This window comes from Chryseobacterium aquifrigidense (assembly GCF_006716485.1).
GTDB classification, from domain to species: domain Bacteria; phylum Bacteroidota; class Bacteroidia; order Flavobacteriales; family Weeksellaceae; genus Chryseobacterium; species Chryseobacterium vietnamense.
Genome location: NZ_VFPD01000001.1, coordinates 697631 through 709982 on the forward strand (window position 1 = coordinate 697631; position 12352 = coordinate 709982).

At 37.6% G+C, this 12352-nt stretch carries 13 protein-coding genes and 2 tRNA genes; 9 read left to right on the plus strand and 6 right to left on the minus strand.

Annotated features, from left to right (window positions below; translation table 11 throughout):
- Window positions 1-74: 74 nt before the first annotated feature.
- Window positions 75-887, minus strand: coding sequence for an AraC family transcriptional regulator (locus tag FB551_RS03100; protein WP_047431682.1), 813 nt, complete (start codon window positions 885-887; stop codon window positions 75-77).
- A 132-nt stretch (window positions 888-1019) separates the two neighbouring features.
- On the opposite strand from FB551_RS03100, the gene FB551_RS03105 reads away from it, so the two are divergent.
- From FB551_RS03105 to FB551_RS03125, 5 genes are all read left to right on the plus strand, one after another.
- Window positions 1020-2342, plus strand: coding sequence for a TolC family protein (locus tag FB551_RS03105; RefSeq protein ID WP_142014888.1), 1323 nt, complete (start codon window positions 1020-1022; stop codon window positions 2340-2342).
- 4 nt (window positions 2343-2346) lie between these two features.
- Entirely contained in the window at window positions 2347-3411 is a 1065-nt protein-coding gene (locus tag FB551_RS03110; RefSeq protein WP_142014891.1) for an HlyD family secretion protein, read from the plus strand.
- On the plus strand, window positions 3404-4996 hold the full coding sequence (locus tag FB551_RS03115; protein WP_142014894.1) for an efflux MFS transporter permease: 1593 nt from the start codon (window positions 3404-3406) through the stop codon (window positions 4994-4996). Before FB551_RS03110 ends, FB551_RS03115 begins: the two co-directional genes overlap by 8 nt.
- Window positions 4997-5170: 174 nt before the next feature.
- A complete protein-coding gene (locus FB551_RS03120) occupies window positions 5171-6172 on the plus strand; it encodes a GlxA family transcriptional regulator (protein WP_167497814.1) in 1002 nt (333 codons plus the stop codon).
- A gap of 103 nt (window positions 6173-6275) precedes the next feature.
- Window positions 6276-6914 carry a DJ-1/PfpI family protein gene (locus FB551_RS03125; protein WP_142014900.1) on the plus strand — a complete coding sequence of 213 codons (639 nt, stop codon included), beginning with the start codon at window positions 6276-6278 and terminating at the stop codon, window positions 6912-6914.
- Between the two features lie 67 nt (window positions 6915-6981).
- On the opposite strand, the gene FB551_RS03130 is transcribed toward FB551_RS03125, so the two are convergent.
- Both FB551_RS03130 and FB551_RS03135 read right to left on the minus strand, forming a co-directional pair.
- Complete coding sequence (locus FB551_RS03130) at window positions 6982-7485, minus strand: transposase (RefSeq protein WP_142014903.1); 504 nt, start codon at window positions 7483-7485, stop codon at window positions 6982-6984.
- Window positions 7486-7499: 14 nt separating this feature from the next.
- Window positions 7500-7955 (minus strand): MarR family winged helix-turn-helix transcriptional regulator, encoded by a 456-nt coding sequence (locus tag FB551_RS03135; protein ID WP_142014906.1) that lies wholly within the window; start codon window positions 7953-7955, stop codon window positions 7500-7502.
- A 282-nt stretch (window positions 7956-8237) separates the two neighbouring features.
- On the opposite strand from FB551_RS03135, the gene FB551_RS03140 reads away from it, so the two are divergent.
- Window positions 8238-8310 (plus strand) — tRNA-Lys (locus FB551_RS03140).
- Window positions 8311-8554: 244 nt separating this feature from the next.
- Window positions 8555-8627: transfer RNA gene (locus FB551_RS03145), tRNA-Lys, on the plus strand.
- A gap of 294 nt (window positions 8628-8921) precedes the next feature.
- Here the strand turns inward: FB551_RS03145 and FB551_RS23165 are convergent.
- Window positions 8922-9083, minus strand: coding sequence for a hypothetical protein (locus tag FB551_RS23165; protein WP_167497815.1), 162 nt, complete (start codon window positions 9081-9083; stop codon window positions 8922-8924).
- Between the two features lie 305 nt (window positions 9084-9388).
- Between FB551_RS23165 and FB551_RS03150 the strand changes: the two genes are divergently transcribed.
- Together FB551_RS03150 and FB551_RS03155 are read left to right on the plus strand one after the other, a co-directional pair.
- Window positions 9389-9976, plus strand: a complete 588-nt coding sequence (locus FB551_RS03150) for a Crp/Fnr family transcriptional regulator (RefSeq protein ID WP_142014908.1) — start codon at window positions 9389-9391, stop codon at window positions 9974-9976.
- Between the two features lie 54 nt (window positions 9977-10030).
- Window positions 10031-10708: an MBL fold metallo-hydrolase gene (locus FB551_RS03155; RefSeq protein ID WP_047431649.1), complete on the plus strand. Its 678-nt coding sequence runs from the start codon at window positions 10031-10033 to the stop codon at window positions 10706-10708.
- Between the two features lie 15 nt (window positions 10709-10723).
- On the opposite strand, the gene FB551_RS03160 is transcribed toward FB551_RS03155, so the two are convergent.
- Window positions 10724-11590, minus strand: coding sequence for an alpha/beta hydrolase family protein (locus FB551_RS03160; RefSeq protein WP_142014911.1), 867 nt, complete (start codon window positions 11588-11590; stop codon window positions 10724-10726).
- Window positions 11591-11737: 147 nt separating this feature from the next.
- Window positions 11738-12226 (minus strand): GNAT family N-acetyltransferase, encoded by a 489-nt coding sequence (locus FB551_RS03165; RefSeq protein WP_142014914.1) that lies wholly within the window; start codon window positions 12224-12226, stop codon window positions 11738-11740.
- Window positions 12227-12352: the final 126 nt, after the last annotated feature.

A 12352-nucleotide genomic window follows, 5' to 3' on the forward strand; every position in this document is an offset into this window, starting at 1 on the left:
ATAGAAAGATATTTTTAATAAAAGACAAATAAGTCTTTTATTTTTTTTAAATCTGATGAAGATCATCCGGAAGGTTAGCCTATCATATTTTGGGTAGCCTTATTACTTTTTCGCAGATCTGACGGTCTTGATTGGGTAAATTCATGAAAGGTATCACTGAAGGCACTGATAGAGCTATAGCCCACGTCATCGGCAATTTCATTGATCGGTTTGTCTGTATTCAAAAGTAATTCAATGGCTTTGATAATTCTTAATGTTTTTAAATACTGAAGGAAAGAAATATCCATATCAGCTTTGAAAAGACGGGATAGAGAACGCTCACTCAAACCAAATCTGCTGCTGACATTAGACAGTGTAAGTTTCTCACTGATATTCCATTCCAGATATGATACAATCCGCATCATCTGTTTATTATGGGTTGCCGGAAGAATAATAGGTAAGGGCTGTTGATGGGTTTTGGGAAGGATTTTTTTTAGAGCAACTAAAAATTCGAAATTTTCATCCTGAGCAGTAACATGTTTTTCATCCCAGATTTCAGAATATTTAATCATCTGGATCAGAAGTTCTGAGGCAGGATAGATCCCCAGTCTGCCATAGAAAGGATCTGAAGCATCATCATGAGCATAAAAATAGAGAGAGCGCAGAACCGTTGCTGTATGTCCGATCTCTAAAATATGTTCCATTCCCTGCGGAATCCAGAAGAAATGTCTTGCCGGAACTACATAGGTTCTGTTATCAATCGTAATATAGGCGATACCACCTTCCACATAACTCAGCTGTCCTTTCGTGTGTTTGTGAAAAGGAATCAGTTTTTCGGATTTTTCGTGCATGACAAATACACTTTTGTCATCTTTATCAATATCAGGAAGTGCAGCAATGAGTCCCATAAAAAAGTTTAGAATACCAATGAAAATACAAATATAATCATTTGGCCGGAATCATGTAAAAGTTGACTATTTTAGATAAATAAAATTTCCGGATTGCCAATAAATTTGCAGTGCAATAATTCAAAAATTCAAATGAAAATTTATGTCGCCGGATTGCTGATGCTTGGAATTTCCTCCACGATATCAGCCCAGACCGGTAATCCAGTAAAGGATACCATACGACTCTCCCTAAAAGACGCATGGCAAAAAGCGGAAGAAAACAGCCGTCATATCAGAATCAATACCATCAATGTAGACATTGCCGAAGCCGAAGTAAAAGACGCCAGAAGAGAACGTCTCCCGGAAATTGAAGTTAAAGGTTCTGCAGAAAAAGCTTCCAACATTCCTATCTATGAAAACGGAATTTTTTCCAAACCCACCCAGCATGAAGTCATCCATACGCTTTACAGAGCCGGAGCGGATTTTTACCTGAATATTTATAACGGAAACAAACTGAACCTTAAGATTAAGGAAAATCAGACGCTTCAGAAAATTAAGGATATTCAGAAAGAACAATCTGTTTCAGATATTCATTACAAAACGGCAGCGCTTTATCTTGAATTACAGAAAACATTAATCTTCAGAGATCTTATCAAACAGGATATCACTGATCAGAAAACACAGCTGAAAGAAATACAGACCCTTTATAAAAACGGAGTGGTTTTAAAAAGTGATGTTTTAAGGATTGAGCTAGAGCTTTCAAAACGAAAAATGGCTCTAGTGACCATAGAAAATGATATCCTCATCGCGATGCAGAAGCTGAATATTATTCTTGGAATTCCGGATGAGCAGACTGTTATTCCTGAAGCACCTTTTAATCAGTGGAATGAGAATACAACATATAATGACTATCTCAAACTGGCTTTAGAACATTCTTTTGATTACCATGTTTCTGAACAGCAGACAGAACTGAGTATGATCAAACTGAAACAGGTAAAAGCGAATGTAAGGCCTAAAATCGGGATGTATGGTGAATTTTATTTTGCCAATCCGCAGATTTTCCTTTATCCCTACAATCCTTATTGGTATTCATTGGGAATCGTTGGGATTAAAGCTTCATTTTCCATCTCCTCCCTTTACCACAATACCCATAAAGTAAAGGCAGCCCGGCTGGAGTTTGAGAAAGAAGAGGAAGTTCACAAGGATACGGAGGATAAAGTAAGACAACAGGTAAAAGAAGCTTATCTGCGATATCAGGAAGCTTTGGAACAGATCAAAGTTGCAGAAGCTAATGTCGCTCAGGCAAAAGAAAATGCACGTATTATCAGGAATACGTACTTCAGCCAGACTTCACTTATTACAGAACTGCTGGATGCAGATATACAGCTGCTTCAGACAAAATTTGAGCTGGAAGCCGCCAAAATCATGGCACAGAACAATTATTATTTACTACAAAACATTACAGGCGTTTTATAATACAATGAAAAAAAAATATACTCCCACCGATAGAATGATCACGAAGATCACAGGATGGATTTCAGTTGTCATCGTTGCCGCACTTTCTGTCTGGGGCGGTTTTACCTTGAAAAATTACTATGCTTATGAACAGACCAACGATGCACAGGTGCAGGAATATGTGAACCCTATTATTTCAAGAGCCGGAGGATTTATTGTAGCGGTAAAGTTTGAGGAAAATCAGGAAGTAAAAAAAGGGGATACTCTTTTGATTATTGATAACCGCGAATATATCCTTCAGGAAAAGCAGACTCAGGCAGCTCTTCAGAAAGCCCGTGCCCAGCTGAAAGTGCTGGAAAGTACTACAGGTACAACAGAGAAGGAAGCAGCAGCAGCAATGGCTCAGGTAGATGCCAGTAAAGCAAAAGTCTGGAAACAGCAGCTTGATTATAACCGGTATAAAAAGCTCTATGATGAAGAATCTGCGACTAAACAGCGTCTTGAAGATGTGAAAGCAACATTGGATGTCAATGAAAGTGACTACAAGTCTTCACAGGATACTTACGCCGCTTCGGTATCTAAAATTAATGATATCCGTGCAGAAAAAACAGTGGTACAGGCAGAAATTGCCAGACTGCAGGCATTGCTGGACCGTCACCAACTGGATGTCAGCTATACAGCAGTCACAGCGGCCTATGACGGAAGAATGGGACGAAGAACTGTAGAAGTAGGGCAGATGATTGATGCAGGGGAAACGCTGGCATTTATTGTCAATAATGAAACGGATAAATGGGTAATAGCCAATTACAAAGAAACTCAGATCCGAGATATGCACATTGGAGATCACGTGAAAATTGTAGCAGATTCCTATCCGGACAAAGAATTCCAGGGAACAATTATTTCCCTTTCTCCCGCCACAGGATCAAGCTTTTCATTGCTTCCTCCTGATAATTCCACCGGGAATTATGTCAAAATTGTACAGCGTATTCCTGTAAGAATCAGAGTCGATGGACAAAGAAGAGAAATCGATGTTCTGAAGGTAGGAATGAATGTGAATGTATACGCTGATAAAAAGCATTCCAATGGTTAAAAGACAGATGCCTTATTTTAAAAAATGGGCTCCGGAATGGCTTGTTAAAATCATTCTTTTCTCAATGACACTGCCGGGAATTATTATATTTTTTCTTCCGCTGGCCAATGTGAATGCTGCTGCCGGATATTACGGAAGCGAGCCTGCGGATATTCAGTTTTCTGTAGCATTGTTTTACGCAGGTTATGTAGGATTTTATAGTCTGGAAAGAAGGTTTTTCAGTTTTCTGGCTGCAAAGGAATATTTTCTTCTGTTTACCACTTTACAGATTCTGGCCTGCCTGATATGTTATTCTACCCGTGAAATTTATATTTTATTTCCTATCCGTTTTATACAGGGAATGTTGTTTGCCGGGAATGTAAACCTTTCGCTTACTCTTATTTTTACGAGACTGAACAGCGAGAGAGGGAGAGAAATCAGTTTTTCAGTTTTCTTCGGGATTCTGATCTGTGCTTTGCCATTCAATAATCTGATTACCGCAGATCTTATTGATTCCTACAACTTTAATATTGTTTATAAAACTGCGATTTTCTCATACCTTCCGGGACTTATTTTCCTGACTCTTGCAATGAGCAACTACAGAACCCATGCAAGATTTCATCTCTATAAACTCGACTGGCAAAGCTTTGGATTATTCAGCGCTATGTTGGTCCTTATCGGATATATAACCATTTTTGGTCAGGAATACTATTGGCTTGAGGATAACAGGATTCTGGGAAGTATCATAGGGATTGTTGGATTGGCAGGAATATCAATATTCCGGCAGCAGGCGATCAAAAGACCTTATGTCGATTTGCGTGTTTTCAAATACAGAAATTTTAAAGTAGGTCTGCTGATCCTTTTTGTGATGTATATCTGTCGGTTTGCATCAGGGATTGTCAATAATTACTTTGCTGCAGAGCTGCATCTGGATCCGTTTCATATTTCTTATATTAATATTTTCAATCTTGCAGGGTTAGTTGCGGGAGTCATTATCGCCTGTTGCATGGTGTTGCAGAAGAAAAATATACGGTATATCTGGGGACCGGGGTTTTTAATGCTGCTTATTTTCCATGGGTTAATGTATTATTCTTTTGATGTTCAGGCTGATGAATTTAATTATTACATTCCGTTATTTATTCAGGGCTTGGGAGTGGGACTGATTATGGTTCCGACGATTATTTATATTATTTCTTCTGTTCCTGCTGTAATTGGTCCGTCAGCGGCTGCCATAGCACTGGCGATACGTTACCTCGGATTTTGTATCAGTATTGCCCTGATCAATTTTTTTGAACTGTTTGAAAAAAGCCGCCATTATAATGCTTTTCAGGATCATTTGAGTGTTGTAGATCCGGAAGTCAAACATTTTCTTCATCAGCAGACGGCTAAACTGATTTCCAGAGGAATGTCCGAAGATAAGGCGGTAAAAGCAGCCAATAAATTGTTGATAGGAAGGATAAATGTGCAGGATCATGTGCGTTTTGCTATGGATTATTATGAAATGATGGTGTGGCTTCTTGCTGCCTCATTGCTGTTGATTTTTATTTTCCCATATCTCAACCGAACTGCCCTTTATCTGAAATCCCGAAGATTATCACCTGCATAATTGTAATAATAGAAAAAGTATAGCTTGTTAGCTAATTTTATAGTAGAGTGCTGAGACTGTCTGATAAGGCAGTCTCTTTTGTTATGACAGGAAAAAAATGGCAGGAACTGTATGTTTTTTGTCATTGCAGACAAGCCGCTTTCTCTCTACATTTGTACTCATACAGAACGAGATATGAAGAAAGAAGTACAACATACCGGGAAGAAAAACATAGTGCTTCTGGCGCTGCCACAGGTACAGCTGCTTGATATTGCCGGACCGTGGGATGTTTTTACATCAGCAAACCGTTTTTTGAATAACGAAAGACAGGATTCCGGTTATCATGTTCATCTGGTATCCGGCACATCAGAGAAAATAATTTATTCCGGCTCGGGAATGCCGTTATCGTGTAGTCATACCATTTATGATATTGATTTTTCTGTAGACACTTTACTTGTGGCCGGTACCACTTTGAGTGTGCTGGATGAAATTAGTGACGATGTTTATCATTATCTTCAAAATATAACATCACAAGTAAGGCGGATGGGCTCAGTATGTGTAGGAGCATTTGTTCTTGCCAAAGCAGGTCTGCTGGATGGGCGGCAAGTGACTACCCATTGGAAATTTGCTGATGAACTGCAGAAATCTTATCCAAAGCTGGAGGTTAATATTAATCCATTTTTTATTTGTGACAGACCTATTTATACTTCAGGAGGTGTTTCTTCAGGGATGGATTTGGCATTGGCAATGTTGGAAGAAGATTTTGGTAAGGCTTTGGCGGCAGAAGTCGCCTGTCATCTTGTTCTGCATTTAAAGAGACCCGGAACGCAGTCTCAGTTTGGAAACGCATTACCGGAATATGAAACCATGTCTCCTTTTACAAAACAGGTTCGGGATCTGTTGAAAGACAAGTTGGGAGAGACTCTTACAGTAGAATATATTGCTGAATCTCTGAACATGAGTGCCCGTAACTTTTCGCGGGTATTTGTAAAAGAATCAGGAATAACTCCTGGCAGATTCATTGAAAAAATGAGGTTGGATCAGGCCAGAAATATGCTTGAATATACCAATATGGGTATAGAAATAATAGCTGATAAATGCGGCTTTGGCAGTGTGGTTTCGCTGCGCCGTTTATTCCTTAAGAATATTTCCCTTACCCCGGCGCAATACCGGAAAACATTTAAGCGCACAGAATAATCATTTTTCTTCTTTTTTACTATAAAAACTGATGATCATCAATTGTCAGTGAGGAAGAAGTATGTCTTTATTTCTAAAATAATCAATTTAAAATAATAGAATTATGAAACACGAACAATACAGTAAAACAATGAATGTAGCATTTTTAGTCTATGATCAGGTGGAAGTACTTGATTTAAACGGTCCTCTGGATGTTTTTGTTAAAGCAAATGTCATCCAGCCCGACAGCTATAATTGCTTTACGGTCGGAAAAACAAAAGAACCCATATACACGGAAGCCAATACGATGGCTGTTATTCCGACCTATGACTTGCAGACGTGTCCAAAGCCGGATATGATTGTCATTCCCGGAGCAAACCCGGACCATATTATGAAATATATTCAGGATAAGGATTTTCAGGAAACGGTGGTGAAATGGATTAAAAATCATTATGATACCGGAACAGTTGTGTTTACGATATGTACAGGAAGCATGCTGTTATCCGGAACGGGGATACTTGCTGGCCACAATATCACAACTCATAATATGCTGCTGGATGCTTTAGAACAATATAATCCGACAGCCACTGTTCTCCGGAATGTACGTTATGTTGATCAGGAACGGCTGATTACTACTGCTGGAATTACAGCCGGAATTGATGCTGCTCTCTATCTTATTGGAAAACATCTGGGGCAGGAAACTGTTGATACCATCGTAAAGATTTTTGAATATCAGAATAGTAAAACTGATGTTCCGCAATAGAAATAAAATAGTTTGATTTAAAAATTTCGCAGGCTTTTACAGTTGGCGATTTTTTTTTGAATAATAACTAATGACGAAAGCTGAAAAGTTTAATACATAGAGGAATAAGGCCTATTGAAATGGCAATATAAATAGCAACCCGAACATAATTAAGTGTTTTCCAAAAAGATATTCTCATTAAAATTTCTTGTGGAACAGAAGGATTGGCTGCCAGGTTCTGAAACTGTATGATGTTCGGAGCAAAAAATGTTAATGTCCACACCCTGACAGCCGTGTGAATAATAAACAAAATTAAAAGCCAGTTCCTTACCGGATCTATTTTCCAGCAAAAAATAACTGCAAGAATAAAGGCAATTTCATGCAAAGAATGAAGAATGATCCAAAAATACTTCAGACTTACTCCATTTCCGTCCTGAAGCAGCTTAAACGTAAAGGGTGGGGAAGAGGCCCATTTGGGTACAAATATGAGGGTTTCGAAGATCTGCGCTCCATTCATAAGAAAATAAAGCAATGTGGTAATGCAGAGCCATATTTCTGCACGTGTTACATAAGTAGCTGTTAAACTTTCCATGATCTTGTATTGGTTTACGGGTTATTTAAATGATCTGCTGTTTCTTTCATAAGAACGGTAGCTTCCCTGAAATACCGTTCAATAGTTTCTATTTCCTTTTTGGAAAAACCGGAAATAAGTGCCAGAGTGTTTTGCTGCAGTTCTTCAAAAACAGGACCGAGTAATTTCATACTGTTTTCCACATTCGGGATGATTATTACTTTTCTGCGGTCTTCTTTAATAAACTGTCTTTTAATAAGTTCTTTCTTTTCCAAACGGTCAATTAAGCCTGTGACAGCCCCGGTAGTAAGGCCTGTCAGTTTAGATATTTCACCAGCGGTAATGGATTCATACTTCAGAATAAGCCCGAGGTATTTATGATCAGTACTGGAAAGTCCTGCTTTTCTTGCTATGGCTTCGTGCATGAAGATTGATGCGTCAGAATAGGCTCTGCTGGTTTCGCGAAAATTTTGAATATTATCTTTAGTCATTAATTTAATTATTTTCTAATTATCTTAGTTACTAAGATATATATTGTTTTTGATGTGACCAAACAATTTTTGATGCTAAAAAACTAATATATTCTGAAACTCTTATTAATCCTGTAATTTCATTGATGAAAATATGAAGCGTAATTAATTTATAAACAGATGTTTGACTTTTTTGCTGTGAATTTTATTATAAAAAAGCTTGGGAAAATTTGGATTTAAAGAGGGTTTTCCTATCTTTGCAGTCCCTTAAACAAAGGGATTTACTTAAAAAAGTAAGTGGCCGACTCGGTAGCTCAGCTGGTAGAGCAATACACTTTTAATGTATGGGTCCTGGGTTCGAATCCCAGCCGGGTCACAGGTAAAATGGAGTACTCAATTGAGCTGTCCATTTTTAAATTAAGATTAGAGTTCTTGTTCATGTATAGTATTTCAGTTTCAAAATAGCAGACCTGCTGAAGAGTATAAATTTTTATCTCTGATTTTGTAAAGGTTAACATATTTTGATCAACAAAATATCTGGAAAGTATTGTGAATAAAGAAAAAGTTTCTATCTTTGCAGTCCCTTAAACAAAGGGATTTACTTAAAAAAGTAACTGACCGACTCGGTAGCTCAGCTGGTAGAGCAATACACTTTTAATGTATGGGTCCTGGGTTCGAATCCCAGCCGGGTCACTATTTTCAAGATGCGAAAATAAAAGTTTTCAGAAAAGCATCAAAAAATGTAAAACCCCTGCAAATCATTGATTTGCAGGGGTTTTATTTATAGCAGCTGCTATAGTTTTCAAAAACATTCTAAAATTTTGAGACGGGTCAGTTGTAGATTCTGAGTAATCGACTCACTTGAACAGATTATTATGATCAGGTTGTTAAGATTTTATACTTTGATCTCACATTTCTATTCTTATGATCTTTAGAATTATTTTTTCTGTACTTTTTCTAATTGTGGTTAAAATTCAGAAAAATTCTTTATTTTTCATTTTTCGGTTTAAAGTTTCTCCCAGCCCCTTGCCGCAGAAATGTAATTTTTCCTTGTACTTTTTTCGCTTGTTCAAGCACTTCTAATGCTTTTGTCCGCTCGTTCATTTTACCAGCGTGTGTTATATTGTCCTGACGTTCATTTTTTTTCATACTATCAATATAGTGAATTTATTTGAGAAAAACAAATGCTGATTGTTAGATTAATAAGAAATTAATATAAAAAGCCTTGAGAAGAAGCAGTATAACTAAGTTTCTTGAGATCCGATGCGATCACAATTTTTTGTTGGCAAAAGAATTTTCAGAAGGAATTCCTCTGTAATGCCTCAACTATTGTTGAATATATGGCCCATAAAGTTTGTTTTTTTGATTGTATAATAATTACTAGTTTTGAATGCTGGATTTGATGGTAATCCATAGATGGCTAAAAAGAAAATAAAAGAGCAAAAGAGTGCGAAATGACTAATGTATTTGAAAATTATCTATCCTCAACAGGAGGGCTGTTAGCTGATGAAATTAACTTATCTGCGCAGTTCTTCAAACCGCTTAACTTAAAAAAAGGTGATTTTTTTATTCGCGAAGGCGAAATTTGCCGTCATATTGGATTTATCGTCAGTGGTGCTGTAAAAGCATATGCCATCGATGACGAAGGAAAGGAAAATATAACCTGCTTCAAATTTGAAAATGAATTTGTCACTTCGTTTCCCGAGTTTATGATGCAGGAAAAATCCAGAAGAAGTATCAGAACAGTAGAAGATAGTGTAATCTATAGGATAAGCTACCCGGACTATCAGCACCTGCTTGGTCAGGTGACCGCTCTGAACCGAGTTATAAAATCAGTAATGGAGCAGGAGTATAACCAAAAGGAACTCTATATGCTGAATTACAATAACAGGTCTGCTGTGGATAAATACCGTCATGTCTTATCTCATGAACCGATGCTTGTTCAGCGCATAGCAACGCAGGATCTGGCATCGTACCTGGGCATCACGCAGCGATCACTTACACGGGTGAAAGGACAAATACATAAACCTAATGTGTTATAGGACAAATGTCCTTATGTCATTCTGATCAGCAATGTAGATTTGCATAAAAAAATTATGCTACATCCAATTGCTCCTGAAGTATTCCACATTCCACTGATGCCGCGAAACAGTATCAACTGCTATATTATTGAAGGAACATTAGTAGACTCTGGAATACGAAGTTCGTATGAAACTATAAAAAAAGTCCTTCAGAAAATCCCTGTTGATCAACATGTACTGACACATGCCCATGCAGACCACCAGGGCTGCAGTGATCAGATATGCGCAGGATTCGGGATACCTCTGCTCTGCCATCCCAATGAAGTTTTCAGAACTGAAACAGGTATGGTAACCAACGACTATCCGGCTCCTCAGCATTGGATTGCAAAACTTCAGCAAAAATACTGGGCAGGGCAGGGACATAAAGTAGAACAGACAATTGCTGAAAACGATAAGATCGGAAATTTTCAGGTAATAGAAACACCCGGACATTCAGGAGGTCATATTTCTTTGTTCCGTGAGCAGGACGGGGTACTTATCATTGGGGATGCAGCTACAAATATGAACCTTCTTACAACAGTGCCAGGGCTTCGGCTTCCTCCGAATATGTTCACCACAGATCAGCAGCGAAATATTGCATCGCTTCAGAAATTGGCAGAGTTGAATCCGGCTGTTATCTGCTTTGGGCATGGACCGGTCTTACGAAATACAGACCGCAAGTTTGAGAAATTTGTACAGAGTCTAAAAAAATGATCAGAATTAAGCGGTTTAAAGGAAACCGTTTAATTTTTCTACCACATTCCCCCAGAGCTTGTCTTTCATATTTTTTTTAAAAAACCCGAAATGATCAATTTTTTTCAATCCTAATTCCGAAGGAATTAATTTTGTAAAGGTGATACCTTTTTTACTGTCAATATGCTGCCAGTACGTTTCTGTATTTTTCTGGCTTGAAATGGTATCATCTGTAGTCCAGAATAAATGGATAGGGAATGCATAATTCTTGAAATGCCCTATAGGGACACTTGTACCATAAAACTGGGCATCGAAAAAATAATCTTTCTTTTCAAGCCAGGTACGCCATTCAAACACTACATTCCTGGGAAGATTTTCCATTAATCCAAAGGTTTTGGCTTTCACATAGCCTATCATGAAAACACTTACTGGTGCAAAAATGTAAAAGTAAAAATACGCCTTCATTCTGTAGGAAAGAGGCATATTCATGTAATAGCCTGCTGATACAGCAAAATTGATCATTCCTTTTACATTGTCCAGGTTTTTCATAAATCCTATTTGCTGTCCGCCCGCACTGTGACCCACAATCATAAATGGAAGATCAGGAAATCTGTTATTGAGAAAATCTTTGATGGCGGGCATATCTTTTACCCCATAATCTGAAAAGGTAAAATTACAGGATTTCAGGTTTCCGGAAAAAGAATCTCCGCTTCCCCGGTAATCCCAAAGACAGCACAGAAAATCATTTTCAGCGAGATAGGTAAGGAAAGACAAATAAAATTCTTTTCTTGTTCCTGTGCCACAGTTAAACTGAATGACGGCTTTGGGATGATCCGGAATAAGTAGAATACCTTTAAGCTGTATACCGTCTTCACATACTGTTTCAAAATTTTCCGTTTTCATGTTTTGATTTAACTTAAAATTAATGATACATTGTATATAGCTGTATCCTTTCTCTCCGTTAAATTTAGCAAATACCCTAATTCTATTATAATATTTAACTATGCAATACTAGGTTTCTGTATCCGTAGTTTGATTGTTATTCAATTTTTATTCAGGCATATATTTCATTATAATACAATGGCTGAAATCCTGGACAGAGGTATTTTCTACTTCCAAAAATCCTGTCTTTCTGTATAAATGATAAGCTTTGTCATTTCCGGGTGCAACTTCCAAAAGAATTTCAATACCATTGAATTGTCTGCCCGCTTCATGAATAACAGCTTCAAGCAATCCCTGACCAATGTTCTTGCCCTGAAACTCTCTTTTGACATACATTTGATAAATCGTACCCGAGTTTTTGTCACTTTTAATAAAAGTACATATGCCTATAAGCATATCAGCAGCATATGCACCTAATACAAACCTTCCAACAGTCTGTTCTTCAATATCGCTTTCCAGCTGAAATTTTTCAGTTTTCAGTGCTTCATGATAATTGGCCCCAAATGATTCAGGGAACTGTTTCAGACTTTCCAGACGGATTGTGCGGTATGCTTTACTTTCTTCGGGGATAAGTTTTCGATAGCTGATCGTATTCATGCTCATCAGATTTTTCATTTACATCAATATACAAATATCAGGATAATTTTGTCTGACAATGGAATTTTAAATAATTCATTAAAATTTTAAAACGGTCACATCAATTTGTAACAATTTTCATTTGCG